The sequence below is a fragment of the Luteibacter sp. 9133 genome (assembly GCF_000800155.1).
GTDB lineage: Bacteria > Pseudomonadota > Gammaproteobacteria > Xanthomonadales > Rhodanobacteraceae > Luteibacter > Luteibacter mycovicinus.
Map to the genome: position 1 here is coordinate 1,579,080 of NZ_JUHO01000001.1, position 25,453 is coordinate 1,604,532.

Sequence of the window (25,453 nt, forward strand, 5' to 3'; positions counted from 1 at the left end):
AAATCCCATGCGTTCCAAGTTGCTCACGGTGGCCATCGCCGCCGGTCTGGGCCTGACGAGCTTCTCGGCCCTCGCCGCGACGCAGAAGTCGCAGCAGCCGGCCCGCGTCACGGTCGACGCCGCCACCCTCCAGCAGCTGCAGGCGCAGCTGGCCGCCCTCCAGAGCCAGGTCGCCGACCTTCAGGCGAAGCAGGAAGCCCAGGCTGACGCACAGATCGAGACGGCCAAGGCCGTGAACGACGTGCAGGTGACCGCCGCCAAGCCGGCCGACGAGCTCGCGAAGAAGCTCGACGCACTGAACAAGCTGGTGGACAACACGAAGATCGGCGGCACGATGTTCTTCGACGTGACCAATCAGGATCACGACGAGAAGATCGGCAACGGCCGTTCGATCCAGAAGGATGGTCACGGTTCGGTCAACGGCACGGGTTTCGACGTCAAGCGCTTCTACCTGACCGTCGACCACAAGTTCAACGACATCTGGTCGGCCAACCTGACGACCGACTTCAGCTACCAGTCGTCGCTCTCGTCCACGAGCCTGTTCGTGAAGAAGGCCTACGTGCAGGGCAAGTTCGACCAGCTGTTCACGGTGCGCTTCGGTGCGTCCGACATGCCCTGGATCCCGTTCGTCGAGAAGTGGTACGGCTACCGCTACGTCGAGAACACCATCACCGATCGCTCGTTTGAAGGTGGTCGCAGCGGTGGTACCGCAACCGCCGGCGGCGTCGGCGCCTTCGGCAACTCGTCCGACTGGGGTATCCACGCGATGGGTGCCACGACCGGCGACAACTCGGTCAACTACCAGGTGTCCGTGGTCAACGGTCGCGGCTACCGCAACCTGAGCCGCTCCAAGAGCGTCGACACGGAAGCCCGCCTCGGCTACTCGCCGATCGAGCAGATGGTCATCGCCATCGGCGGTTACAGCGGCAAGCGCGGCAACGACGTCGAGGCCGGCGCCCCGACCCGTACGGCGACTCGCGGCGATGCCCTGCTGGCGTGGCGCGACAAGACCTGGGGCGTCGGTGCGGAATATTTCCACACCGAAAACTGGGACGACATCCTGAAGTATCAGGGTACGGGCGCCGGCACCGGCGTGGCCACCGGCACGACCAAGGACAAGGCCGACGGTTACTCGCTCTGGGCTGACTGGAAGTTCTACGACCAGTTCGCCGTCTTCGCTCGTTACGACAAGGTCGACTACAAGTACGACAACCTGGTCAACGTCGAAGAGAAGATCAAGGACAAGTACTACAACGCCGGCGTCTCGTACGACGTGCTGAAGAACCTGAAGCTGGCCCTCGTCTACAAGCACAACAAGCTCGACGGCCCGTTCGCTACCCCTTACCACTACAAGACCAACGAAGTGGGCTTCTGGGGCATGCTGACCTTCTGATCGATATCGGAACGGAGTTCTGCTCAGGGACGAACCGGACGGCGGGCGCAAGCCCGCCGTTTTTTTGCCTGACGCGGCCATGCGTTCGTGGTAACTGACGCTGTCAGCGAATTCTCGTTGCGAATGATCTCAGGCAGCCAATGGTCTTTCGGACGTCCATATCTGAATAAGCGCAGGCCGCTTCGTGCCCCGTCACCGGCAAAAAACCGTTGCCACGTCACGTTTCAGCACACAAAAATGCCCCAAGCCTGAATTTGTTGCATCGCCACACTTGCGAACGTCATGAAGCCTGTCGTAGGTTCGGGCTCATGCAGACCCTTTTCGCCCCCGCCATGCGCCGCTTCGCGAGCACGATTTTCGTGTTCTTCGCGTTGTTCGTCGCGTGCGTCGGCGTCAATGCGGCGCCCTCCGCCAGCGGCCTCGCCGCGGCGGTGGCTTCCCAGGAACACGCGGCGCAGCACGCGCTGGCGGTTGCCGACGACACGGCCTCGTTCGACGATCAGGATCCCGTGCCGTCGCTGGAAGACAACAGCGGCGGCCTCGACGATACCTTCGACGTCCCCCCTCAGCATGTCGTGACGATTCCCCACGTCAGCACCTCCCGTCATGCGGACGTCCGGCCGGCGCCTCACGCGCATCATCCCAGCCTCGAGCTGCGGCCTCCGATCGTCTGATCGGTCCGGCGCCTTCGCGCGCCGACAGCCCCACCTTCTTTTTCTCACCTGCAGTTTTCGTGCGCTGGCAATCCGCCAGCCGCCGCGAGCGTGCGCGCTCGTGCCTTGTTTTCGCCAACGAAGAGAGAAACCACTATGGAACGTCTCATCCAGGGCTTCGATAATTTCCGCCGCAACATGACCGACGATCAGCGCGAGGTATTCGCCAAGCTGGCGTCCGGCCAGACGCCGCATACGATGTTCATCACGTGTGCCGACTCGCGCATCATGCCGGAGCTGATCTTCAACGCTCAGCCGGGCGACCTGTTCGTTTACCGCAACGTCGGCAACATCGTCCCGCCGTACGCTCAGCACGTCAGTGGCGTGGTCGCCGCCATCGAATACGCGGTGACGGCGCTGAAGGTGCAGCACATCGTCATCTGCGGCCACTCCGACTGCGGCGCGATGAAGGCGCTGCAGAACCCGGCGGCGCTGAAGGGCAAACCGTCGGTCGAGCAGTGGCTGAAGCACGCCGACGTGGCTCGCTACGTCGTCGCCGAGAATCGTCCGACCATCCTGGGCGAGGAGGGTCTGCGTTATCTCACCGAAGAAAACGTAGTCGGCCAGCTCGAACACATGCGCACGCTGCCCGCCGTCGCAGCCGCGATCGCCAACGGCAGCCTGCGTATTCACGGCTGGATTTACGACATCGCCAACACCGAAATCACCGCCTTCGATCCGTTGGAAGGAAGGTTCCGTCCCCTCGTCGCCGGCGATGCACACGCGCCGGACGCGACACCGCACGCGCGTTTCTCCACGCCCGTGCCGGTAGCAAACGCCGCTTAAGGAAGGCACGACATGCGCGCATATTTCTCCCAGGGCCTCTTTGGCCGCGACCTCCTCGGCTCGGTGGTCGTCTTTCTTGTCGCTCTGCCTCTGTGCATGGGTATCGCGATCGCGTCGGGCATGCCGCCCAGCGCAGGACTGATCACCGGCATCGTGGGCGGAATCATCGTCGGTTCGATCGCGGGGTCGCCGCTGCAGGTCAGCGGTCCCGCGGCGGGCCTCGCGGTCCTGGTGTTTGAACTTGTGCGCGAGCACGGCGTGGCCGCTCTTGGCCCCGTCGTGCTGCTTGCCGGCCTGATTCAGATCGTCGCCGGTCTGTGCAAAGTCGGCGTCTGGTTCCGGATGACGTCGCCCGCGGTGGTCGCCGGCATGTTGTCCGGCATCGGCATCCTGATCGTCGCGTCCCAGTCCCATGTGTTGCTGGACGCGATTCCGAAAGCACGCGGTCTCGAAAACTTCGCGGCGCTCCCCTCCGCAGCGTGGGAATCGGTCACCGGTGCCGCGGAAGGGCAGGCCCCCGCCGCCCTGATGATCGGCCTGGGCACCATTGCGATCATGCTCGGCTGGGAGAAGCTGCGCCCGGCGAAGCTCCGCTTCGTGCCGGGTGCCTTGCTCGCGGTGGTTGCGATGACGCTCATCGCGCAACTGACGGCGGTGGACGTCAAGCGAGTCGACGTGCCCGCGAACCTGTTTTCGGCGGTGAGCCTGCCGAGCATGGGTAGCCTCTTCGGACTGTTCGACGCGTCGCTGCTGGTCGCGGCGGCGACGTTTGCGTTCATCGCCAGCGCGGAGACGCTGCTCTCCGCGGCAGCGGTGGATCGCATGCACAACGGCGTGCGTACGAACTACGACCGCGAACTGACGGCGCAGGGCGTCGGCAATCTGATCTGCGGTTTCCTCGGTGCGTTGCCGATGACGGGCGTGATCGTGCGTAGCGCCGCGAACGTGCAGGCCGGCTCAGCCACACGTATGGCGTCGATCCTGCACGGCGGCTGGTTGCTGGCCTTCGTGATGCTGCTTCCGTGGTTGATGCGCATGACGCCCATCTCCTGCCTGGCCGGCATCCTGGTCTTTACCGGCGTGAAGATGGTCAATCCCGGCCAGATCAAGACGCTGGCGGCGTACGGCAAAGGTACGGCGGCGGTCTATGTCGCGACGACCGTGGCTATCGTTGCCACCGACCTGCTGACCGGCGTGATCGTCGGCTTCGGTCTCTCCCTGTTCCGTCTGGCGCTGCTGTCGTCGAAGCTCAAGATGGACGTGCAGCACCACGACGAGCCGGGTCAGGCGACGCTCCACCTCGAAGGTTCTGCGACGTTCCTCAAGGTGCCGACGATGGCACGCAAGCTGGAGGCCGTGCCGGCCAATACGCGCCTCAGCGTGCGGATGGATCGCCTGGTGCATGTCGACCAGGCGTCGCTGGAGCTATTGCGGGAGTGGGGGCAGAACGCCTCGAAACGCGGCTGCGAACTCGTCGTGGACTGGCACGAACTGGGACGGCGGGTCGAGGGTTCCAGACAGGCTGCGTAGGAGCGCGCCTCGCACGCGACATTCCCTCGCGAAGAAGAAAAGCCGGCTCAGGCCGGCTTTGTCTTCTGTTTATAAGCGCACAGGTCGATGATCGCGCAGTTCGGACACTCCGGCTTACGCGCCTTACAAACATAACGCCCGTGCAGGATCAGCCAGTGATGCGCATCCTGGATGAACTCTTTCGGGATGACCTTCTCGAGCTTGTCTTCAACCTTGCGTACATCCGGCCCGGGTGCCAGCCCCGTGCGGTTGGCCACCCGAAAAATGTGCGTGTCGACGGCAATCGTCGGCTGGCCGAACGCCGTGTTGAGCACCACATTGGCGGTCTTGCGACCGACGCCCGGCAGTTCTTCGAGCGCCTCGCGTGACTGCGGTACTTCGCCGTCGTAACGATCCACGAGAATCCGGCTCATGGCGATCAGGTTCTTCGCCTTGTTGTTGTAGAGCCCGATCGTGCTGATGTACGTCTTGAGTTTTTCGAGCCCCAGATCGAGGATCTTCTGGGCCGTATTGGCCACCGGAAACAGCTTGCGCGTCGCCTTGTTCACGCCGACGTCGGTGGCCTGCGCGGACAGCGCCACGGCGGAAAGCAGCTCGAACGGCGTGGTGTATTCGAGTTCGGTTTTCGGATGCGGATCCAGCTCGCGCAGGCGGCTGAACATCTCGACCACGTTGGCTTTCTTCACGGAGTATCCTTCTTCCGCAGCCTGGCGCGGGCGAGCGCTTCGAGGACCGCGTTGCGTGCGGTGGGCGCGGCGACTACGGCCTTGTTCGCTTCGAGCTGGCGTTCGCGCTCGGCACGCTCGTGAGAGAGACGTGCCTCACGGCGCTGGAAATGACGTCGCGCCGCGTCGGCATGCTCGCGGTCATCCGCCTGTGCCAGCGGCATCGGATCGAGCCGGATGCAGTCGACGGGGCAGGCGGGTACGCAGAGTTCGCAGCCGGTGCACAGATCGCTAACCACGGTGTGCATCACTTTGGATGCACCGAGGATCGCATCGACCGGGCACACCTGGATGCACTTGGTGCAGCCGATGCAATCGGCTTCGACGATGCGCGCGAGCGTGCGCGGCTTCTCCACGCCATGCGTCGGATCGAGCGGCACCACGGGACGATCGAGCAGGGCGGCCAGACGGGCGATGCCGATGGCACCACCCGGCGGGCAGCGATCGATGCCCGCTTCATCGGCGGCGATCGCCTCCGCGTACGGGCGGCAGCCATGGAAACCGCACTGCTCGCACTGGGTCTGCGGCAGGAGCGTGTCGATGCGGTCGGCGAGCGTTGGCGTCATGGCTGGCGCGTTGCCGGGTCGTGTTTAGCGGACGGTGGCGCCCGGCGCCGCACCCTGGTCGGCGTCGAGGAGGAACAGGTCCGCACCGCCTTCACCGGCGGACAGGATCATGCCCTCGGACAGACCGAAGCGCATCTTGCGCGGCGCGAGGTTGGCGATGAAGACCACGTTGCGGCCGACGAGCTTCTCCGGCTCACCGTACGCGGCACGGATGCCCGAGAAGATCTGGCGCGTGCCCAGCGTGCCGGCATCCAGTTCGAAGCGCAGCAGCTTGTCCGAGCCTTCGACAAACTCGCAGACGGTCACCTTGCCGATACGCAGGTCGAGCCTCGCGAAGTCGTCGATGGAAATGGTGGCGGCGGTATCGGTGGAGGCGGTAGCGGTGGCGTCGGTCATGGGCTTCGGAGCTTCTTTGGGTTTCTTGGCGGGCCTGGCTTCCGCGGCGGCTTCGCGAGCCTGCTCGGCGGGAGTCAGCGATTCTTTCGAGGCGTCGACCATGGCGGCAATCTTCTTCGGATCGAGACGGCCGAACAGCGGCGAGAACGCATTGACGGTGTGGCCGAAAAGCTCGCGGCGTGCGTCGGCGAACGTCGCGATCGGCGCGCCGAGGAATGCCTCAGCGGCGGCGACGGTGGTCGGCACGATGGGCTTGAGCAGGCCGGACAGCAGGCGGAACGCGTTGATCGCGAACGAGCAGACCTGCTGCAGTTCGTCGCGGCGCGCCTCGTCTCTGGCGATCACCCAGGGTGCCTTGGCTGCGATGTAGCCGTTGACCGCATCGGACATCGACACAAACCGGCGCGTCGCTTCGGCATATTCGTCGGCTTCGTAGACGGCTTCGATGCCTTCGTACTGTGCCAGGAGGTCCTTCCACAGTGCGGTCGCCTCGTCGTCGAAGCGATCGGACAGCTTGCCGGCGAAATGCGTGTGCAGGAAGCCCGCCGTACGGCTGGCGATGTTCGCCCACTTGCCAACCAGATGCGAGTTGACGCGTTCCTCGAACGACTTGAGGTCGAGGTCGACGTCGATCGGCTGCGGGCCAAGCATGGTGGCGAAGTAGTAGCGCAGGGCTTCCGGGTCGAGGCCGGAGTCCAGGAACGTGCGCGCCTGAATGAAGGTGCCGCGCGACTTGGACATCTTCGCGCCGTTGACCGTCAGGTAACCGTTGGTATGCAGCGCGGTTGGCACGCGCATACCCGCGCCGTGCAGCATCGCCGGCCAGAACAGGCCATGGAAGTTGATGATGTCCTTGCCGACGAAGTGGTGCATTTCGGCGGTGCTGTCGGCACGCAGGAAGTCGTCGAAGACGATGCCCTTGCGCTCGCACAGTGCTTTGAACGAGGCGAGGTAACCCGCCGGTGCGTCGAGCCACACGTAGAAGAACTTGCCCGGCGCGTCGGGGATCGGAAATCCGAAATATGGCGCATCGCGCGAGATGTCCCAGTCACGCAGGCCGCCGTCGATCCATTCCGCCAGCTTGGCGACGACGCTGCTGTTGGCGGTGGGCTTACCGTCGGTGTACTTGCCCGCGAACCAGTCGCGCAGCAGCTGCTCGAACTTGCCGAGCTCGAAGAAGTAATGCTCGGAGTCACGCAGCACGGGGGTAGCGCCCGACATCACCGAGTACGGGTTGATCAGATCGGTCGGTGCGTAGGTGGCGCCGCAGTTCTCGCAGTTGTCGCCGTACTGGTCTGGCGTGCCGCAGTTGGGGCAGGTGCCCTTGATGTAGCGGTCCGGCAGGAACATGTCACGCGTGGGGTCATACAGCTGCTGGATATCGCGGCGGGCGATATACCCGGCGTCACGCAGGCGCACGTAGATGTCCGTCGCGATTTCCCGGTTTTCCGGGGAATGCGTCGTGTGGTACTGGTCGTAGCTGAAATGGAAGTCGGTGAAATCCGCCTCGTGCGACGCACGGATACCCGCGATGTATTCCTCAGGCGTCAGCCCGACCTTCTCGGCGGCGAGCATGATCGGCGTGCCGTGGGCGTCCTCACCGGCGACGTACCAGACCTCGTTGCCCTGCATTCGCTGCGCCCGCGCCCAGATGTCGGCTTCGATGTAACCGAGCATGTGGCCCAGATGAAGCGGGCCGTTGGCGTAGGGTAGAGCGTTGGTAACCAGGATGCGGCGGGCCATGAGGATCGCGGTCTGCTTTGGGACCGGGGATTATGGCATGCGAAGGGGGCGACGGGCCCCTGGGCCCCCGCCCCCGTAGGAGCGCGCCTGCGCGCGATGTCTTTGATTATTCCGCCCGCACCCATTCCTGGCTGCGACCGATCAGCGAAAACCCGATATACCCATGGACATCGAGCTTCTTGCCGCCGTCCTCGAGCTTCAGGGTCACCTTGTAGATCTTGCCCTTGGCCGGATCGAGGATCTGGCCGCCGGACCACTCGTCGCCGTCCTTCTTCAGGCCCCACATGATGGTCATGCCTTCGATGGGCTTGTTCTTGCGCTCCCCATCGCACTCGGAGCAGACCGGGTGAGGACCGTGGTCGGATTTGAGCACCTCCACGACCTTGCCTTCCAGCAGACCGCCGTGCTCGGTGATCTCGACGATCGACTTCACTTCGTGGGTCTTGTCGTCGATGGTCTTCCACTTGCCGACCGGGGTATCCGTGGCGGCGAAGGCGGGGAGGGCGCTCGCGACGAGGGCGAGGGCAGCGGCGGTGCGGATCAGGGACTTCATAGGATGGCGGTGCTCCCCATACGGTAAGGTACGGCCGGAGCCTGACGAGCGGCGGCAGCCCCGTCAAGCTGCATCGCGCCACGAGGCAAGGCAGCGGCCCCGGGGCCCCGCGCCAACGTGCCGGCCCGGTCGAGGCACGCTAGCTGGCATAATGGGCGATCTTCGATTTTGCTCAACTCTCCTCATGACCCAGCCCAGCGAATCCCTCGTCCGCGGTGTCCTCGACCGCGTTATCGACCCGCACTCGGGACAGCCGTTCGGCGCCGCCGTGCGTGCGGTGGGCGTCGATGGCGACCGTGTCTCCGTCGACATCCAGCTCGGTTACCCCGCCGTGGGCTATGTCGCACAAGCGGCGGAGCAGGCCCGCCAGGCCCTCGAGGCCGAGCCGGGCATCGCCTCGGCCGCCGTGTCGGTCACCTGGCGCGTGCATCCCCACAAGGTGCAGGGCCAGCTGTCTCCCATGGCTGGGGTGAAGAACATCATCGCCGTCGCGTCGGGCAAGGGCGGGGTAGGCAAATCCACGGTGTCAGTGAACCTGGCGCTGGCGCTGGTGGCCGAAGGCGCCCGGGTCGGCATCCTGGACGCCGATATCTACGGCCCCAGCCAGCCGCGCATGCTCGGATTGTCAGGAAAACCGGTTTCTCCTGACGGCAAAAGCATCGAGCCGATGCACGCCCATGGCCTGCAGGCGATGTCCATCGGCGTACTGATCGACGAAGACACCCCCATGATCTGGCGTGGTCCCATGGTCACCCAGGCGCTGATGCAGTTGCTGAACGACACGCGCTGGGACGACCTGGATTACCTCATCATCGACCTGCCGCCGGGAACCGGCGACATCCAGCTGACCCTCTCGCAGAAGGTGCCGGTCTCCGGTGCCGTCATCGTTACCACGCCGCAGGACATCGCGCTGCTCGACGCGCGCAAGGCGCTCGGCATGTTCCGCAAGGTGGAGGTGCCGGTGCTTGGCGTCATCGAGAACATGGCGACGCACATCTGCACGAACTGCGGTCACGAGGAGCATATCTTCGGCCACGGCGGCGGCGCACGGATGGCGGAAGAAGCCGGTATCGCCTATCTGGGCGATCTGCCGCTCGACATCCGCATCCGTCAGCAGTCGGACGACGGCAAGCCCACCGTGGCGGCGATCCCGGAATCCGATCTGGCCGGGCGTTATCGCGCCATCGCGCGTTCCACGGCGGCGAAACTGTCCCTGCAGGCCCGTAACAAGGCGATCTCTTTCCCCAAGATCGTCATCCAGAACACCTGAAAGTAGCGTCTTCGACGACGTTCCTATACCTTTCCGGCTCCAGCGAGGGAGACAAGTACGTGAGCATCAAGTCCGACAAGTGGATCCGCCGCATGGCCGAGCAGCACGGCATGATCGAGCCGTTCGCGCCCGGTCAGGTCAAGGAGCGCGACGGTCACCGGCTGGTCTCGTATGGCACCTCGAGCTACGGCTACGACGTCCGTTGCGCCGATGAGTTCAAGGTGTTCACCAACATCAACTCGACCATCGTCGATCCGAAGGCGTTCGATGAGCGCAGCTTCGTCGACGTCAAATCCGACGTCTGCATCATTCCGCCGAATTCCTTCGCGCTGGCGCGCACGGTCGAGTACTTCCGCATTCCGCGTCAGGTCCTGACCATCTGCCTCGGCAAGAGCACCTACGCCCGCTGCGGCATCATCGTCAACGTGACGCCGCTCGAGCCGGAGTGGGAAGGCCACGTCACCCTCGAGTTCTCGAACACGACGCCGCTGCCCGCAAAGATTTACGCCAACGAGGGCGTTGCCCAGATGCTCTTCCTCGAATCCGACGAGGAGTGTGAGGTGTCCTACGCCGATCGCGGCGGCAAGTACCAGGGCCAGCGCGGCGTCACCCTGCCGAGTACCTGAACGGCCTTCCGGTCGCATCCGCGCCCGACAGGGGCGCGGGGTAAACTTCCCACTTTCACGAAACGCCGATCCACGGAGACACCGCATGATCCGAGTTCCCGACCTCCTGTCCCGCGCCGCCGCGGCGATGCTCCTCGCCAGCATGCTGGTGCTCGCCGGTTGCCACAGCGGTGCCACGAAGAACGACCCCGTCGCCAAAGAGCAGGGCCAGTTCGACGTCACGATCAAGGCCTATAAGAGTGGCCAGTTCGTCGTGGACAACGCGGTGCTTTCCGCCGCCGACACCGGCAGCCATTTCGCCTACCTGAAAGACCAGGGCAAGCTGCCGAAGACGGTCCTGCTGATCCCGAGCGACGACTCCAAGATCCGTGACATCCATCTTGGCTTCATGGCCCGCATGCAGCTGGATTACGGCTTTGCCGTGTACTACGACAAGAAGGGCGAGCTCACCCGCCTGAACGCCGTGGAAGAAAAGGCACGCCAGCTCGAGGACACCCCGCAGAAGGCCGCGTTGCCGGACCGCATGCAGGGTAAGGAAGCCTCCAGCGGCGCCTACGACCCGCAGACGCAGCAGTAAGCCCTCAGGTCTTCTGCTCGAAAAAAGCCCGGAGGCTCGCGCCTCCGGGCTTTTTTGTTCTTGCTGGCGCCGTCTCGGCTGTCCCCGGCTCTTGCAGGAGCCAGCCCTGCTGGCGATGGGTGGTGCGGTATCAGCTCAGGCCGAGCAATTCCCGCAACGCCTCGACCCGCTTCTCCGCCTCACGATCCGCATAAGGCTCCGCCTTGCCAAACCCCCACACCGGCCCCGGCCACGCCGCATCGCCCTCGGTTCTGGCGACAACGTGGACGTGGAGCTGGCGCACGATGTTGCCGAGCGCCCCGATATTGAGCTTGTCGCACGGTGCCACGGCACGAAGTGCGCTCCCGGCGAGGCCGGCTTCCTGCCAGAGCAGGGCACGTTCCTCGTCGGGAAGATCCGAAACCTCGACCAGCCCCGCCTTCCGAGGCACCAGCACCAGCCAAGCATAGCGCGCGTCCCGCATCAGCAGGACGCGGCTCAGCGGCAGGTCGCCGACGACGAGGGTGTCGCCGGCGAGCCGCGGATCGAGGTCGAACGCCTCGCTCATGCCAGTTCGCGGGCGAAGAAGGCGAGGGTGCGTTCCCAGGCCAGCTTTGCGCTCGGCTCGTCGTAGCTGGCGCGTGCGTCGCAATTGAAGCCATGGTCGGCCGGGTAGACCCAGGTATCCATTTCCGGTTTCAGCTCACGGTGCTTCTCGACCATCTCGGGCGGGATGGAGTGGTCGCGCTCGCCGAAATGGAAGATCACGTTGGCCTTGGCCGGTTCGCTCAGGAAGGGCACGTTGCGCGAGCCGTAGTAGCTGGACGAGGGCAAGCCGAGACGCAGGGCCGCCAGCGCCGCGACGGTACCGCCCCAGCAGTAGCCCACCGTGCCGACCTTGACCTTGTACTGGTCGGCGATCAGCTTCGCGGCGATGCCCACATCCTGCATCGGGCGCAGAAGACCCAACTCGCCGATGAGCTTGACGCCCTTCTGCATACCGTCCTGGTCGTAGCCAAGCTCGACATCCTTCTCGACCGGGTCGAACAGCGCCGGCGCGATGGCGACGTAGCCTTCGGCCGCGAAACGGTCCGCCACGCTGCGGATATGGGCGTTGACGCCGAAGATCTCCTGGATCACCACGACGCCACCCTTCGGGGTGCCGGTCGGCTCGGCGAGGTAGGCGTCCATGCTTTCGTGCGGGCGTGAGGTGTCGAGGATCAGGGTGCGGCCCATGGGGCGAATCTCCGGAGGTGGTAGGAATACCCGTAAGGGTAACCCGGCCACATGTCGGCGGGATGTGCGTGAAGGCCTGTCTGGGCCCGGTGGTCGCGAGGCAGCACTGGTTTGGCAGCGGCGGGCGCGTGTAGTGTTCCGCCGTATCCAACACGAAAATGGAATCAGCCTGTGGCAGTCGCCAGCATGAAATTCAGTGAACTTGAGACCTCGGCACTAGAGCTGAACGTGCTCTACGAACAGCTTGAGGTCAAGCGGTGGGGGCGTGTCTGGACGACGCAGGAACTCGCCCTTGGTTTCGTAGGTGACGTCGGCGATCTGGCCAAACTGATTCAGGCGAATGCGGGTGTCCGGGACATCGATGACTGCAAAGCCAAACTCGGTCATGAATTGTCGGACTGCTTATGGTCGATCATGGTACTGGCCAACAAGTGCGGCATCGACCTGGAAAACGAGTACGTGAGAAACACCAGCGAACTGATCGAATACGTCTCTGGCGAGCTGCGCACCTGAGAAAATGGCCGTGTTCAAGGAAGAAGCAATGACTCACGGACAGCGCAACAATTTTGATGCACTGAGGCTATTTGGCGCCTTCCTCGTGCTGATCAGCCATCAGTTCGCCCTGTCCGGACGCGCTTAACCAAGGTTTGTCGGGGATGATCCGCCAAGACACCTCACCAACGGATCACTGTGGACCATTCCGTACGAGGTCTATTGTTACGGGCTGCTTCTCGTTGCCGGAGTTGCAACGCGGCGTCCATCTATCGTGTTGGCTGTGGGAGTCTTTGGTTACTTCGTGCTTTCCGGCCTGCAGTCCGGGGAGAGTTTTCTCGCTGACTTCGGGCTCTTCTTCGCCGCAGGAAGTCTGTTGCGGGCCTGTCCGTACCTCCGCAAACCCCTGCCGACCCTGTCATCCCTGGTCATCGGCTACGCACTCATCCGCATTGATCAGACCAATCTTGGGCTCGCCTTCGTCGTTCCGTCACTGACAATTGCGATTGGCGTGCGGTCATGGGCTGGTCTGCGAAACATTTCAAAAGTCGGAGATCTCTCCTATGGCATTTACATATACGCATGGCCCGTGCAGCAGATAGGAGTCGCACTTTGGGGGCGGGAAACGCCTTACCTTGAACTGCTGTCCATCACCGTGCCGGTAACCGTTGCTCTGGCCGCTGCCTCGTGGCACCTCATCGAAAAGAAGGCCTTACGCTTCAAGCCGGGTCGGCCATTTGGAAATAGCGCGCCAGGCAGGGCACGCGTCGTTTCGGAAGCGGACCTTCATTAAGCTATTCGCCCACGTGTTCATTTCGGAGATTTGGGTGCGCCTCGTTTCCCTGTGCTTACTGCTCGCGTTCTCTGGACTGGTACGAGCAGCTGACCCAGTCACACCCAGCTGGATGGTTGGCTTGTGGCAATTTGATGATCGAACGGTCTGGATAAAGATCGATCCCGACGGTTCCGCATTTCAGTGCCGGATAGCGCCGGGCGGAACGGTCTTCAAATCGGACGGTCGCTTCAGCGCGCCTCAGTCGATTCGCTGGAAATCGATGTGGGGAACTGACGAAGTCACGAAACATGAGGATCAATTAGTCTTCAGCGGAAAGTGGGGCAGCTCTCCTCATCATCGCGCCATTGTGCGCATGAGTCCTCGCTGTTTCGGCTCGTAAGTTTTGTGAGCGTGACTCCGTTGAACGGTAGACACTCAGAAGGCGATCCGCGTTCCAGGACGACATCCGGAAGCGATTCCGGTACAACCCCGGCGGGGCTGCGCCTGAGGCCTGAAAGGCCTGGGGATCTGGTGTGAAGAGCCGTTCGGCCCCGTGCCCGCCAACCCGCTATAATGCCCGGCTTCCTATACCCCCGGTACCCACGGCAATGTCCCAGGCCGCTCCCAAAGTCGGTTTCGTCAGCCTCGGCTGTCCGAAAGCCCTCGTCGACTCCGAACGCATCCTCACCCAGCTGAAGGTCGAAGGCTACGAGATCGTGCCCAGCTACGGCGAGGCCGACGCGGTCGTCGTCAACACCTGCGGCTTCATCGACTCGGCCGTTCAGGAATCGCTCGATGCCATCGGTGAGGCGCTTCACGAGAACGGCAAGGTGATCGTCACCGGTTGCCTGGGTAAGCGTTCGGAGCTGATCCGTGAGAGCTACCCCGACGTCCTGTCCATCTCGGGCCCGCAGGACTACGTCAGCGTGATGAGCGCGGTGCATCAGGCCATTCCGCCGACGCGGAACAAGTTCCTCGATCTGGTGCCCGACACCGGGGTGAAGCTGACGCCCAAGCACTACGCGTACCTGAAGATTTCCGAGGGCTGCAATCACCGCTGCAGCTTCTGCATCATCCCGTCGATGCGCGGCGACCTCGTCAGCCGCCCGGTCGACCAGGTGCTGATGGAAGCCGAGAAGCTGGCCCGCGGCGGCGTGAAGGAGTTGCTGGTGATCTCGCAGGACACCAGCGCCTATGGCGTCGACGTGCGCTACGCCGAGCGCGAATGGCGTGGCAGGTCGTACCGTACGCGGATGACCGAGCTGTGCGAGGGCCTGTCCGAACTGGGCATCTGGACCCGGCTGCACTACGTCTACCCGTATCCGCACGTCGACGAAATCATGCCGCTGATGGCGGACGGCAAGATCCTTCCGTACCTCGATATCCCGTTCCAGCACGCCAGCCCGCGCATCCTCAAGCTGATGAAGCGCCCGGGTAACGTCGACAAGACACTGGAACGTGTGCAGAACTGGCGTCGTCAGGTGCCCGATCTCACCATCCGCAGCACGTTCATCGTGGGCTTCCCCGGCGAGACCGATCAGGAGTTCCAGGAACTGCTCGGCTTCCTGCGTGAGGCCGAACTCGATCGCGTGGGTGCGTTCGCGTATTCGCCGGTCGACGGCGCCAGGGCCAATGACCTGCCCGGTCAGATCGACGAAGAACTCAAGGAAGACCGCCTCGAGCAGTTCATGGCGGTGCAGGCCGAGATTTCCGCCGCCAAGCTGCAGCGCAAGGTGGGCAGGACGATCAGGGTGCTGGTGGACGAAATCGATACCGATGGCGCCTGGGGGCGTTCCAGCGCCGATGCGCCGGAAATCGACGGTGCCGTGCGCATCGACGATGGCCAGCTGCTGAAGCCTGGCCAGTTCGTTGACGTCGTCGTCGAAGAAGCCGACGCCCACGACCTCTACGGTCGTCTGGCTTAAGTCCCATGCGTTACGTGGCGCCGACGCGGCATTCGCTCGATCGGAGCGTGTTCGCGTCGCCGCCGCTTTCCGCCTGGGGTGAGTACACGTCGCTCCTCGACGGCGATACGTGGCCCGATACCGCGCCGCTGAATGCCTTGCTCCCGCCCGGTTCCGCCGTGCGCTTCGTGACGCAGGATAAGGCCCTGCTCGACGACGGACTGCACTACGAAGAGCGCATCGCCCGCAAAGGCGCGATAGCCACGCGTGCCGAGAACTGGCACGACCTGTTCAACGCGCTCATCTGGCTGCGCTACCCGTCGCTCAAACGTGCACTCAACGCGCGCCAGATGGATGAGATCGCGCGTATGGGACCGCGGGAGCGCTCACGTCCGCAGTGCGCGCTGACGCATTTCGACGAAGCGGGAATGATCGTTTCGCTGCGGGATCCCGAGATGCTGCGCGCCTGGGATGCACACGACTGGTCGACGCTGTTCTGGACGCATCGCGAGGCCTGGCTGCGCGGCGAAGCGAGCGTCGAGGTGTTCGGCCATGCGCTGCTCGAGCATGCCCTGACGCCGGAGAAGCTGCTGGTGGGGAAGGCGTTGGTCGTCATGGACGGGCGCGATGCGCGTGCCGTCTGCGCCGAGGCGATTCACCGCGGTGCCGTTCTCAACGATCCGCAGGAACTTCGGCCGCTGCCGGTATCCGGCGTGCCGGGCTGGCACGCGGATACGGGGGAGGCGTCGTTCTACACCACGGCGCCGTGTTTCCAGCCGCTGCGCGCGGGGCGGATCTACCCGCCACCGCTTTAGCGAAAAGCGCTCAGCTCAGTCCGTGATCCCGCACGTAGTCGCCGAGCAGGCTGTCGTGATCGACGCCCAGCTTGCGCATGGCGTCCCGCTTCTGGCGGCTGATCGTCTTGACCGACTTGCCTTCGCGGTCGGCGATCTGCTGAAGCGACATGCCGTTGACGAAGGCGCGGATGACTTCCGTCTCGCGGGGTGACAACGGCGCACCCGGCATGGCGACCGAACTCTCGTCGGCCTCGTTGAGGATGTCGAGCAGGGTTTCGCTGAGGTAGGTTTCGCCGTCGGAGACCGCACGTGCGGCCGTGGCCAGCTCGTCCATCGGGGCACGTTTGTCGACGATGCCGCGTGCGCCGCGTGAGAGCATCGACTGAAGAGCGGCGGGGCGGTTGATCATGGTCAGGACGATCAGCGCGATATGCGGATAATCCTTGGCGATCGCTTCGAGAAGGGGGAATCCGTCGTCCTGCCGATCGCTCGGCATGAGAAAATCCGTAATTACGACGTCACATTCGCGGTCGGCGAGCATGGCCAGAAGTTCGTCGGCCGCCTTCGCCGCACCGACCACTTCGATATGCGCATTCTCGAGCGCAAGCCGCCCGCCAACGAGAACGAGGGGGTGATCGTCTGCCAGAATGACCTTGAGTGGCATGCCTTGCGTTCTCCTGAATACGTTGCGACACATTGAGCTTCGAACCGATTATGCCCAGAAGGTTACCTTGACGAAGCCTCCCACGTGATCCGACGCCTGCTCCCGTTAATTTTGTTTGTGCTTGCCAGTGTGGCGATGGCCACCCCGGACGTGCCGTTGCGTCCGGAGGATGCCGAATGGCTCCGCCACCACCCCGTACTCACGGTCGGCGCCTACCCGGAGGGCTATCCCCCCTTCGAGGAGCTTCGTGACGGTGAACTCGAGGGTCTGGGCCCGGACTACCTGCGCGAGATCGCCGCGGAGCTCGGCGTCACGTTGCAGACTCGCGAATATCCGAGCTGGCCGGCGCTCCTGGCGGGTCTGGCCAGGGGCGAGATCGATGTCGCCACGTCGGTCACGCCGCTGGAACAGGGCATGCCCGGCATTCGTGTGGGTGCGACCTACTTCGAATCCCTCCCGGCCGTGGTGGAGCGTGTGGACGCGCCCATCGTGCACCGTCCCGGCGATCTGGTCGGCAAGCGCCTCGCCGTCCATACCGGCTACTTCGATATTTCGGCCTTGCGTCGCGAGCTGCCTGAGACGACTCTGGTCGAGACCGCCTCGACGGCCGAGGCGCTGGAGCGCGTGCGCAGCGGTGACGTCAACGCGTACCTGGACAACCCGTATTCGGCACGCGAGTTCGTCTCGCGTCTGCGGCTGGACCATGAGCTTCGCGTCGGGGCGCCGCTGGCGCTGCCGATCAGCGCGTTGGCCTTCGCTGTGCCTGCGGAGCGTGCTCCACTGGGGCGGGCGCTGGACCACGCCCTGGGTGAGCTCACCGCCGCGGATCACGGCCGCCTGCGCGCGCGCTGGGTGGGGCGGGATATCGCGCCGCGGCCGAGGGAGGCCGGTATCCCTCTCAGTGAAAAGGAGAAGAACTGGCTGCAGGCGCTGCCGCCTCTGCGTCTGGGGGTGGATCCCAGCTATGCGCCTTTCAGCCTGATCACGGGGCAGGGTGAGGCGGAGGGCCTTTCGCTGGATTACGTGCGCGAGATCGCGGCCGAACTGGGTATCCGCGTCACTCAGGTGCCCAGCGAGAACTGGGCGGGCACGGTCGAGCGGGTGCATCGGGGCGATGTCGACCTCGTCGCGGCCATCAATCCACAGAGTGCGACGGCGCCGTTCCTCGAACCGAGCGTGCCTTACCTCGACTTTCCGATCATGATCGTGACGCGTGAGGGCTCGCCCACGGTGGCCGGCCGCGACGATCTGGTGGGTAAACGCGTTCTGGGTAATACCACGCGCGAGCCGATCCGGCGGCTGCTCTCGCGCATTGCCGGCGTGCAGATCGTCTCCGTCGATACCGAGGCGGACGGCCTGCGCCGCCTTGCGGCCGGTGAGGGGGATGCGTTCGTTGGCAATCTGGCCTCGGTCGATTACCTCATCCGCGAAAATTTCCTCGGCCAGCTGAAGGTGGCCGCTCCCACCGGCGACAACGAAGCGATCGCCATCGGTGTGCGGCGTGAACTCGCGCCGCTGGTTCCGCTGGTCAACCGTGTGCTGGTCAACCTGTCGACGCACCGGCAGCAGGAGATCCGCAACACCTGGTTCGCCTCCCACTACGTGGTGGGACCGACATGGCGTGAAATCGCGGGGCGCGTGCTGCCCTTCGTCGCGGTGTTGCTGGCTTCGCTGATCGCCATCAGCTATGCGTACCTCAATCTGCGTCGCGAGACGCGCCGACGCGAACGCACCGAGCGGCGTCTCGCCGAGGTCACGGCGCATGTGCCCGCGGTGGTCTACGAGGCGGTCCGCGGCGTCGACGGCGCTTATGCGATGGCGTATGTCGGTGGCGATCCGCAAAGCATTCTCGGCATGGAGCCGGGCGAGCTGCTCGCCGGCGGCGAAACCATGCTGGCGCCCGTGCCGGACGAGGATCGCGAAGCGCTGCGCGAAGCGTTCGAACGATCCGCCCGCGAACTCACGCCGCTGCATGTCACCGTTCGCGCCCAGGTCGGCGGGCGCACGCGCTATCTCAGCTCCGATGCGGTGCCGCTGGCCGCGGCAGACGGCAGCGTGCGCTGGAACGGCTACTGGGTCGACGTGACCGCGCAGGAACTGGCCGCGCGCGGCGTCGCCCATGCACGTGACGAAGCGGAAGCCGCGACCCGCGCGAAGAGCGATTTCCTCGCGACGATCAGCCACGAAATCCGCACCCCGATGAACGGCGTGATCGGCCTGCTCGACGTGCTCGAGCGCACGCCGCTGGATCGGGAGCAACGCAAGATGGTGTCGACCATCGAGCATTCGGCGGAGGCCTTGCTCCACATCCTCGACGACGTGCTCGACTTCTCGAAGATCGAAGCCGGTCATCTGACGTTCGACCCGCGGCCCGCGGATCCACGCGCCATCGTGGAGGGCGCCGTCGCCATCATGGCGGCGCAGGCGGAGGCGAAAGGACTGCGCGTCGACGTGACATTCGACGAGACCCTGGCGCCTGCGCTGATGGTCGACGACGGGCGCTTGCGTCAGGTCCTGCTCAACCTGCTGGGTAACGCGATCAAGTTTACGGCGCGTGGCGCCGTAAACGTGGCGTTACACGTCGACGAAGAACATGGCGCGCGCCAGCGCCTGCGCTTCGTGGTCAGCGACACCGGTATCGGCATTCATGCGGCCAAGCTTCGGCATGTCTTCGCCCCGTTCAGTCAGGCCGAGTCGTCGACGACCCGCCGCTTCGGCGGGACGGGCCTCGGCCTGGCGATTTCGCGGCGTCTCGTGGAACGCATGGGTGGGCACATCGCGATCGAGAGCGAACCGGGACGGGGCACCGTCGTTACGGTGACGCTCGAGCTGCCTGTCACTACGCTACCGCTGTCGCAGGATACGGAGGTCGACGACAGGGCCACTGTCGCCGCCACGCCTCGTGACGCGCGCATCCTGCTGGCGGAAGATCATCCGGTGAACCAGGAGCTCGTCCGCGTGCAGCTGGCGCTTCGGGGTTACCGGTGCGATGTGGTCGACGACGGTGTCGCCGCGCTCGGGGCCCTCGACGTCGGCGACTACGACCTGTTGCTGGTCGATTGCCACATGCCCCGCATGGACGGCTATGCCGTGGCGCGCGAGGTGCGCCTGCGCGAGGCGGGTGGCACGCGGCGTCTGCCCATCGTCGCGATGACCGCCGATGCACGCTCGGATCAGCGGGAGATTTGCCTCGCGGCAGGCATGGACGACCTTCTTCGCAAGCCGATCCGGCTCGAGGCGTTTCATGAGACCGTGGCGCGCTGGCTTGGCGCGCGGGGTCGTGTCGACCTAGACGTCCATCTCGACGACACGCATGACGGCAACCACGCGATGGCGCCTTCGGTCAGCGTGCCCGACCTCGGAATCGACATGGATCGCATGCGCCGCGCGTTCGGTTCCGACGCCAACGTCGTCAGCGTGATTCAGGCGGGTGTGCAGGCGACGCGGGATGCGCTGACGAGCCTCGATGTCGTAGCGGCTCGCGCGGATCGCGATGAGGTCGCGGGATGGATTCACCACGTGCTGGGCGGCGTGAACGTCTTCGGGCAATCCGAGGTGGGCGAGCAGGGGGAGCGGATGGAGCTGGCGTTGCGGGAAGGCAGTGACGTCGACCGGGTCGCGTTGCGAGACTTCGCCGCGGGCGTCGGGCGTTTTGCCGATGGGCTGGAGGCGTTTGCCGGGCGGCTGGTGGCGGCTTCGTAGAGTCGCCGACAAGGCTGTCTCCCCGCCTGTTCCGGGTGGGTTTCTGCCCGTTTCAATCCCTGCCTGTCTCAGTCGTACGCCACCGCCAGAATCGCAAACCGCGTCCGTCCACCCGGCAGATCCGCCTCGAACTCATCATCCAGCCGCTTCTTGAGTACCGCGCGCGCCATGGGCGAATCGATACTGATCCACCCTTTGCGTGCATCGGTTTCATCCGGTCCCACGATGCGGTAACGCACCGTCTCGCCGGTTTCCACATTCTCGAGTTCCATCGTGGCGCCGAAGAAAACCGCATCGCGCTGAGAAGGCGCCGCTTCGACGACCTTGAGCACCGGAATGCGTTTGCTGAGATAGCGCGCGCGACGATCGATCTCGCCGAGTTGCTTCTTGCGGTACGTGTACTCCGCATTCTCGGACCGGTCGCCTTCGGCGGCAGCCGCGGCGAGTGCCTTGACCACTTCGGGACGTACCGTGTGCCACAGATGGTCGAGCTCCGCCTTGAGTCGCTCGAAGCCCTCGCGCGTGATGATCGCCGTCGACGACGGCGAAGGCGGGCGCCAGCGGCTCATGGCGACACCCCGTATGTCGGGCTCAGCGTCGCCAGCAATGCTTCCAGGTCGGATCTCACGGGATGTTCCGGATAGTCGGCAAGCAGCCGGCGAGCGAGCCGTGCCGATGACACGGGGTCGCCGAGACGGTCGTGCAGACGCGCCGCCAGCAGTCCGTAGCTGGGCGCGCCCATGTCACGCGGCCAGGTCGTCAGGTAGCCCTGCGCGAGGTGCAGCCCCAGCCGAACCATGCCGCCATGCGCGGCGACATCCGCCAGCGGTCCGCACGTGCGGGGATCGTCAGGGAGAAAGGCGGGATCGACGTCGAGGCAGTCCTGAACCACGCCCAGGGCACGTCGGGTTTCCTGCCCGGCGATCAGCGCGGCGATCCAGATCTGTCCATGGACGAGCAGCTCGGGAAGCCGGTCCTGCGCACGTAGCAGTTCACGGTACCGGGTATGCATCGGGACGGGTGCGAGGCCTTCTCTCAAGCGCTCCGTAAGAATGTCGGTGGCGCCGGGAATGTCGTCGCGCGCGATCAGGTTGACGTGCTGAAGCAGTGCGTCGTCGTCATCGGGTTCGGTAGCCTCGCGCAGCGCGATGGACGAAGGGAAATAGCCCAGCGTCTCGTGTTTGTGGTGAATCAGAGCGCCCATGAGATGAAAGTTGTAGATGGTCAGGTAATTGGCCACCGCGTAATAACCGAGCGTGCCGATGAACGTAGGGCCGTGATCTTTCATGGCGTACTGCGCGCCCGCCTGGAGCAGGCTGGTCAGCATGACGATGGCGAACAGCAGCAGGTAGCTCGGACCGAAATGGGCGATGGCCGCGACCCAGTTAGCCGGGTTCAGCGCCGCGCCGACACCGTCGAAGGTGAGCGACATCGTGATCACCGGCAGGACGAAAGCGAACACCAGTGAGACGAGCAATCCGGGAATGCCGAGGAAAAACGGTGCCAGCACGGCCAGTGCGTTGCCGGTGAGCTGAATCAGGATCAGTGCGACGCCGGTGCTGTCCTCGGTGTTGAGCGCGAGCTCCGGCGGATCGGCGAAGCCATCGGCCGTGTGCCGGAGGCATTCGAACGCGTAGACGTAGATCGCCATCCAGCCGATGAAGATCACCAGCAGTTTCAGACCGGTCACCGGCAGGAACGAGAGCGCCTCCAGCAGCGTCACCGCGATCAGCGTCAGCCGGGCGCCGCTACCCAGGGGGTAGCGGAACCCGTCGATCGCACGCTGCGAAAACGGCGTGTCGGCGTCGGCGAGCGCGTGTCGCGGCATGCTCAGCGCTTTCCGCCGAAGATGCTGCCAAGAATGCCGCGCACGATCTGCTGACCCGCACGCGTTCCGGCCGCGCGCACCATCGACTTGGCCATGGTCTCGACCATACCCTGCCGCCGTCGGGTTCCGAAGACGGCGTCACGCACGGCGCCGCCCCAGCCCGCGTCGTCTTCACCCGCCTTGCTGGCGGAGTCGCCGGCTTTGCCCGTGGACTTCACCGGCGGCGCATCGTCGGCGTTCTTCGCCGTGGCGCGCGCGGCGAGGCGTTCCTCGGCCGATTCCCGGTTGACCGACGTGTCGTATTTCGCGCCGACGGGCGAGCGCGCGCGAACGGTCGCGCGCTCGTCATCGGTGATCGCGCCGATGCGGCATTCAGGCGTCGACACGAGGATCTTCTGCACGGGCGAGGGGATACCGCCATCACCGAGGGTCGATGCCAGGGCTTCGCCGGTGCCGAGCGTGCCGATGCTTTCGACCACATCGAGTTTCGGGTTTCGCGCGAACGTTTCGGCGGCGGCTTTCACCGCTTTCTGGTCGCGCGGGGTAAACGCGCGCAGCGCATGCTGTACGCGATTGCCGAGCTGGCCGAGGATCTCGCCGGGTACGTCGTCGGGATTCTGGGAGCAGAAGTAGACGCCCACGCCCTTGGAGCGGATCAGCCGCACCACCTGTTCGACACGCTGGCGCAGGGCGGCCGGCGCGTCGTCGAACAACAGGTGCGCTTCGTCGAAGAAAAACACCATCTTCGGCACGTCCAGATCGCCCACTTCAGGCAGCTGCTCGAACAGCTCCGACAACAGCCACAGCAGGAACGTCGAATACAGGCGCGGCTTGAGGATCAGGGTATCCGCCGCCAGCACGTTGATCACGCCACGGCCGCTCATGTCCTGACGCATCAGATCCGGCAACTCGAGCGCCGGTTCGCCGAAGAAGGCGTCGGCACCGTCCTGCTCCAGCTTCAGCAAGGATCGCTGGATGGCGGCGACGCTCTGTGGACTGATCAGGCCATAGCGCGACGAGATGTCCTTGGCGTGCCCGGAAGCGAAGCCCAGCATCGCGCGCAGGTCGGGCAGGTCGAGAAGCAGCAGGCCTTCATCGTCGGCGACCCGGAAAATCACCTCGAGGACGCCCTCCTGCGTGTCGTTCAGCTCCAGAATGCGGGAGAGCAGGGTCGGGCCCATCTCCGACACGGTGGCACGTACCGGGTGACCGGCCTTGCCGTAGATGTCCCAGAACACCACCGGATTGGCCTGCGGCTTCCAGGTCGTGAGACCGAGCCTGGTCAGGCGGGCGGTGAGCTTTTCCGACGGAGCGCCGGCGGCTTGTGACAGGCCGGCGAGGTCGCCCTTGGCATCAGCCAGAAAACAGGGCACACCGAGACGGGAGAAACCCTCCGCGAGCAGCATCAGGCTGACCGACTTTCCGGTACCCGTGGCTCCGGCGATCATGCCGTGGCGGTTGCCGTAGCGGGAGTCCAGTTCGACAGTGGCCTCGTCGTTGCGGCCAATCAGGATCGTGGGCATGGTTTCATCCTTAAGAATCTCCTGAATAAGTGTACGCAACGATATGCCGTTACGGAGAAAATTGACGCACGACCGCTTGAGTCCGGGCGGTCCGGCGGGTAACGTGGCCGCCACTGCCTGACCCTGAGTTTCGTACATGTCCTTTCGCGTGCCGCGTCCGCTTCTCCTGCTTCCCCTGGCGGTCCTCGCCGGTTGCGCTTCCAGCGGTACGCCCCGTCCGGGCAGGGCCACGCCCGAGGTCAATGCGTTGTACGACCGGATGAACCAGGCGAGCAAGGGTTACGAGAGCTCGATCGACCAGGCTCGCCGGGGCGATACCCCGCAGGCGGCGCAGACGCGCAAGCAGTCGCTCGACCAGCTCAAGGACGCGTCGGCCCGTTGCAGCCTGACCCCGGGTTGCGACCCGCAGCGGTTCGCCGCGGTGTTCGATCGTCTGCTGCGCCTGAAGGACGGCAGCTTCATCGAAGGCGAAGATGCGGACGATACGGAGCAGGGTGCCGAAGTCGGTGCGCAGCCGGGCGACGCGAATCTGCCGGGCTCCGTCGCGATCGGTTCGTTACCGGCGGCGCAGCGCGCCGTCACCATGCTCAAGGGCCAGCAGTTTTCCGACCTGATGGTGATGAACGGTCCGGTCAAGGCGGCACTGGAGCTCTGGCTGACCCAGCTGCGTCCCAACCTGATGGACGCTTACGTCAATTACCAGATGATGCGCTACAAGATGTGGCCGGCCTACAAGAAGGCCGACCTGCCCGAGGCGCTGCTCTTCGGCATCATGGCGAAGGAGTCGGGTGGCAAGGTGCACGCGGTCTCGCGCTCCGGCGCATCCGGCCCCCTGCAGTTCATGTACGCCACCGGCTTGCGCTTCGGCCTGAGCAACTCGGACGGCTTCGACCAGCGCTTCGATCCGACGATGGCGGCGCAGGCCAATGCGGAATACATCGACGAGCAGCTGGCCGCCTTCAACAACAATCTCGAGCTGACCCTGGCCGCCTATAACGGCGGCGAGGGGCGCATGCGCCGCATCGCGGCGAGCAGTCCCGGCGCGAGCTTCTACGACCCGCAGATCTATGGCCAGATGTCGGCGGAAACGCGTGACTACGTCCCGATGGTGCTGGCCGCGGCATGGTTGTTCCTGCACCCTGACAGCTATCACCTGAAGTGGCCGAAGATCGACGGTGAGCCGGGCCAGATCACGTTGAAGCGCCCGGCCTCCCTGAGCGAACTGACGGTCTGCCTCGGCTCGACGCAGGACATGCCGGAAGGCTGGTTCCGCACGCTGCGCAACCTCAACCCCCGCCTCGATCCGCAGATCAGCCAGCCGGTGGGTATGCGACTCGAAGTACCCAAACAGCTCGAGAAGGCCTACGCCTCCAGCTGTGCCGACGGTCCGTGGCCCATCCTCGCGGCCGACCTGCACAATGCGGTGAAGATCATCGCTCCACCCCCGCCGGCCGCCACATCCGCCGCGCTGGCCGGTGGTTCGTCGTCGTCGACACCGTCGAAGTCATCGTCGTCGGCTTCGAAGAGCTACACGGTGCGCCGGGGCGACACGCTCGTCAGTATCGCTCGCAAGAGCAACTGCGCGGATGTCGAGGACATCGCGCGTATGAACGGCCTCAAAGGACATCAGCTGAAAGTGGGGCAGGCGCTGCGCGTACCGGTTTGCCGGTAGTCT

The 25,453-nt window shown here is 64.7% G+C and carries 23 protein-coding genes; 13 read left to right on the forward strand and 10 right to left on the reverse strand.

Going from position 1 to position 25,453, the window contains the following annotated elements; all coding sequences use genetic code 11:
• The first annotated feature begins 7 nt into the window (after positions 1-7).
• The 4 genes from FA87_RS06865 (at position 8) to FA87_RS06880 (ending at position 4,422) form a co-directional block, all read left to right on the forward strand.
• Positions 8-1,393, forward strand: coding sequence for a hypothetical protein (locus FA87_RS06865; protein ID WP_043693309.1), 1,386 nt, complete (start codon positions 8-10; stop codon positions 1,391-1,393).
• Between the two features lie 308 nt (positions 1,394-1,701).
• Positions 1,702-2,067, forward strand: a complete 366-nt coding sequence (locus FA87_RS06870) for a hypothetical protein (RefSeq protein ID WP_036114167.1) — start codon at positions 1,702-1,704, stop codon at positions 2,065-2,067.
• Positions 2,068-2,202: 135 nt separating this feature from the next.
• A complete protein-coding gene (locus FA87_RS06875; RefSeq protein ID WP_036114164.1) occupies positions 2,203-2,892 on the forward strand; it encodes a carbonic anhydrase in 690 nt (229 codons plus the stop codon).
• 12 nt (positions 2,893-2,904) lie between these two features.
• Entirely contained in the window at positions 2,905-4,422 is a 1,518-nt protein-coding gene (locus FA87_RS06880; protein ID WP_036114160.1) for a SulP family inorganic anion transporter, read from the forward strand.
• A gap of 47 nt (positions 4,423-4,469) precedes the next feature.
• Here FA87_RS06880 and nth read toward each other — a convergent pair whose 3' ends face one another.
• The 4 genes from nth to FA87_RS06900 all read right to left on the reverse strand — a co-directional run bounded on the left by nth (position 4,470) and on the right by FA87_RS06900 (position 8,405).
• Positions 4,470-5,084, reverse strand: coding sequence for an endonuclease III (gene nth, locus FA87_RS06885; RefSeq protein WP_156108850.1), 615 nt, complete (start codon positions 5,082-5,084; stop codon positions 4,470-4,472).
• Positions 5,085-5,104: 20 nt separating this feature from the next.
• Positions 5,105-5,713 carry an RnfABCDGE type electron transport complex subunit B gene (locus tag FA87_RS06890; protein WP_043693312.1) on the reverse strand — a complete coding sequence of 203 codons (609 nt, stop codon included), beginning with the start codon at positions 5,711-5,713 and terminating at the stop codon, positions 5,105-5,107.
• Positions 5,714-5,737: 24 nt separating this feature from the next.
• Positions 5,738-7,852 (reverse strand): methionine--tRNA ligase, encoded by a 2,115-nt coding sequence (gene metG, locus FA87_RS06895; protein WP_043693315.1) that lies wholly within the window; start codon positions 7,850-7,852, stop codon positions 5,738-5,740.
• Between the two features lie 106 nt (positions 7,853-7,958).
• A complete protein-coding gene (locus FA87_RS06900; protein ID WP_036114148.1) occupies positions 7,959-8,405 on the reverse strand; it encodes a DUF2147 domain-containing protein in 447 nt (148 codons plus the stop codon).
• Positions 8,406-8,589: 184 nt separating this feature from the next.
• On the opposite strand from FA87_RS06900, the gene apbC reads away from it, so the two are divergent.
• From apbC to FA87_RS06915, 3 genes are all read left to right on the forward strand, one after another.
• Positions 8,590-9,675: an iron-sulfur cluster carrier protein ApbC gene (gene apbC, locus FA87_RS06905; protein ID WP_043693318.1), complete on the forward strand. Its 1,086-nt coding sequence runs from the start codon at positions 8,590-8,592 to the stop codon at positions 9,673-9,675.
• A gap of 59 nt (positions 9,676-9,734) precedes the next feature.
• Positions 9,735-10,301 carry a dCTP deaminase gene (dcd, locus tag FA87_RS06910; protein ID WP_036114141.1) on the forward strand — a complete coding sequence of 189 codons (567 nt, stop codon included), beginning with the start codon at positions 9,735-9,737 and terminating at the stop codon, positions 10,299-10,301.
• A gap of 85 nt (positions 10,302-10,386) precedes the next feature.
• Positions 10,387-10,878, forward strand: a complete 492-nt coding sequence (locus FA87_RS06915; RefSeq protein WP_043693321.1) for a hypothetical protein — start codon at positions 10,387-10,389, stop codon at positions 10,876-10,878.
• A 130-nt stretch (positions 10,879-11,008) separates the two neighbouring features.
• Here the strand turns inward: FA87_RS06915 and FA87_RS06920 are convergent, their stop codons facing one another.
• Both FA87_RS06920 and FA87_RS06925 read right to left on the reverse strand, forming a co-directional pair.
• Positions 11,009-11,425: an HIT family protein gene (locus FA87_RS06920; protein ID WP_043693325.1), complete on the reverse strand. Its 417-nt coding sequence runs from the start codon at positions 11,423-11,425 to the stop codon at positions 11,009-11,011.
• Complete coding sequence (locus FA87_RS06925; protein WP_043693328.1) at positions 11,422-12,093, reverse strand: dienelactone hydrolase family protein; 672 nt, start codon at positions 12,091-12,093, stop codon at positions 11,422-11,424. Before FA87_RS06925 ends, FA87_RS06920 begins: the two co-directional genes overlap by 4 nt.
• Before the next feature lie 171 nt (positions 12,094-12,264).
• Here FA87_RS06925 and FA87_RS06930 point away from each other — a divergent pair, with 171 nt between their 5' ends.
• From FA87_RS06930 to FA87_RS06945, 4 genes are all read left to right on the forward strand, one after another.
• Positions 12,265-12,606 carry a nucleotide pyrophosphohydrolase gene (locus tag FA87_RS06930; protein ID WP_239709005.1) on the forward strand — a complete coding sequence of 114 codons (342 nt, stop codon included), beginning with the start codon at positions 12,265-12,267 and terminating at the stop codon, positions 12,604-12,606.
• Between the two features lie 283 nt (positions 12,607-12,889).
• Positions 12,890-13,378 carry a hypothetical protein gene (locus FA87_RS06935; RefSeq protein ID WP_156128512.1) on the forward strand — a complete coding sequence of 163 codons (489 nt, stop codon included), beginning with the start codon at positions 12,890-12,892 and terminating at the stop codon, positions 13,376-13,378.
• Between the two features lie 590 nt (positions 13,379-13,968).
• Positions 13,969-15,285, forward strand: coding sequence for a 30S ribosomal protein S12 methylthiotransferase RimO (gene rimO, locus FA87_RS06940; RefSeq protein ID WP_043693334.1), 1,317 nt, complete (start codon positions 13,969-13,971; stop codon positions 15,283-15,285).
• A gap of 5 nt (positions 15,286-15,290) precedes the next feature.
• On the forward strand, positions 15,291-16,079 hold the full coding sequence (locus FA87_RS06945) for a DUF3025 domain-containing protein (protein WP_043693337.1): 789 nt from the start codon (positions 15,291-15,293) through the stop codon (positions 16,077-16,079).
• A gap of 10 nt (positions 16,080-16,089) precedes the next feature.
• Here FA87_RS06945 and FA87_RS06950 read toward each other — a convergent pair whose 3' ends face one another.
• Positions 16,090-16,725 carry a response regulator gene (locus FA87_RS06950; protein ID WP_036114118.1) on the reverse strand — a complete coding sequence of 212 codons (636 nt, stop codon included), beginning with the start codon at positions 16,723-16,725 and terminating at the stop codon, positions 16,090-16,092.
• Between the two features lie 84 nt (positions 16,726-16,809).
• Here FA87_RS06950 and FA87_RS06955 point away from each other — a divergent pair, with 84 nt between their 5' ends.
• A complete protein-coding gene (locus FA87_RS06955) occupies positions 16,810-20,427 on the forward strand; it encodes a transporter substrate-binding domain-containing protein (RefSeq protein ID WP_156128513.1) in 3,618 nt (1,205 codons plus the stop codon).
• Between the two features lie 68 nt (positions 20,428-20,495).
• Here FA87_RS06955 and greB read toward each other — a convergent pair whose 3' ends face one another.
• Genes greB through FA87_RS06970 form a run of 3 tightly spaced genes read right to left on the reverse strand, consistent with a single transcriptional unit; the run spans position 20,496 to position 23,778 of the window.
• Positions 20,496-20,996: a transcription elongation factor GreB gene (gene greB / locus FA87_RS06960; RefSeq protein WP_036114111.1), complete on the reverse strand. Its 501-nt coding sequence runs from the start codon at positions 20,994-20,996 to the stop codon at positions 20,496-20,498.
• Entirely contained in the window at positions 20,993-22,255 is a 1,263-nt protein-coding gene (locus FA87_RS06965; RefSeq protein WP_043693343.1) for a DUF4013 domain-containing protein, read from the reverse strand. The genes greB and FA87_RS06965 overlap by 4 nt, the downstream gene beginning before the upstream one ends.
• 2 nt (positions 22,256-22,257) lie before the next feature.
• Positions 22,258-23,778, reverse strand: coding sequence for a helicase HerA-like domain-containing protein (locus FA87_RS06970; protein ID WP_043693346.1), 1,521 nt, complete (start codon positions 23,776-23,778; stop codon positions 22,258-22,260).
• A 136-nt stretch (positions 23,779-23,914) separates the two neighbouring features.
• On the opposite strand from FA87_RS06970, the gene FA87_RS06975 reads away from it, so the two are divergent.
• The gene (locus FA87_RS06975; RefSeq protein ID WP_043693347.1) at positions 23,915-25,450 is read left to right on the forward strand and encodes a transglycosylase SLT domain-containing protein; all 1,536 of its coding nucleotides are present in this window, start codon (positions 23,915-23,917) and stop codon (positions 25,448-25,450) included.
• Positions 25,451-25,453: the final 3 nt, after the last annotated feature.

Coding starts and splice junctions, on each gene's coding strand:
- FA87_RS06870 (WP_036114167.1), top strand. CDS start 1,702: ATGCAGACCCTTTTCGCCCCCGCCATGCGCCGCTTCGCGAGCACGATT.
- nth (WP_156108850.1), bottom strand. CDS start 5,084: ATGTTCAGCCGCCTGCGCGAGCTGGATCCGCATCCGAAAACCGAACTC.
- rimO (WP_043693334.1), top strand. CDS start 13,969: ATGTCCCAGGCCGCTCCCAAAGTCGGTTTCGTCAGCCTCGGCTGTCCG.
- FA87_RS06920 (WP_043693325.1), bottom strand. CDS start 11,425: ATGAGCGAGGCGTTCGACCTCGATCCGCGGCTCGCCGGCGACACCCTC.
- apbC (WP_043693318.1), top strand. CDS start 8,590: ATGACCCAGCCCAGCGAATCCCTCGTCCGCGGTGTCCTCGACCGCGTT.
- FA87_RS06900 (WP_036114148.1), bottom strand. CDS start 8,405: ATGAAGTCCCTGATCCGCACCGCCGCTGCCCTCGCCCTCGTCGCGAGC.
- FA87_RS06880 (WP_036114160.1), top strand. CDS start 2,905: ATGCGCGCATATTTCTCCCAGGGCCTCTTTGGCCGCGACCTCCTCGGC.
- metG (WP_043693315.1), bottom strand. CDS start 7,852: ATGGCCCGCCGCATCCTGGTTACCAACGCTCTACCCTACGCCAACGGC.
- FA87_RS06890 (WP_043693312.1), bottom strand. CDS start 5,713: ATGACGCCAACGCTCGCCGACCGCATCGACACGCTCCTGCCGCAGACC.
- FA87_RS06875 (WP_036114164.1), top strand. CDS start 2,203: ATGGAACGTCTCATCCAGGGCTTCGATAATTTCCGCCGCAACATGACC.
- FA87_RS06965 (WP_043693343.1), bottom strand. CDS start 22,255: ATGCCGCGACACGCGCTCGCCGACGCCGACACGCCGTTTTCGCAGCGT.
- greB (WP_036114111.1), bottom strand. CDS start 20,996: ATGAGCCGCTGGCGCCCGCCTTCGCCGTCGTCGACGGCGATCATCACG.
- FA87_RS06925 (WP_043693328.1), bottom strand. CDS start 12,093: ATGGGCCGCACCCTGATCCTCGACACCTCACGCCCGCACGAAAGCATG.
- FA87_RS06950 (WP_036114118.1), bottom strand. CDS start 16,725: ATGCCACTCAAGGTCATTCTGGCAGACGATCACCCCCTCGTTCTCGTT.
- FA87_RS06865 (WP_043693309.1), top strand. CDS start 8: ATGCGTTCCAAGTTGCTCACGGTGGCCATCGCCGCCGGTCTGGGCCTG.
- FA87_RS06970 (WP_043693346.1), bottom strand. CDS start 23,778: ATGCCCACGATCCTGATTGGCCGCAACGACGAGGCCACTGTCGAACTG.
- FA87_RS06915 (WP_043693321.1), top strand. CDS start 10,387: ATGATCCGAGTTCCCGACCTCCTGTCCCGCGCCGCCGCGGCGATGCTC.
- FA87_RS06975 (WP_043693347.1), top strand. CDS start 23,915: ATGTCCTTTCGCGTGCCGCGTCCGCTTCTCCTGCTTCCCCTGGCGGTC.
- FA87_RS06945 (WP_043693337.1), top strand. CDS start 15,291: ATGCGTTACGTGGCGCCGACGCGGCATTCGCTCGATCGGAGCGTGTTC.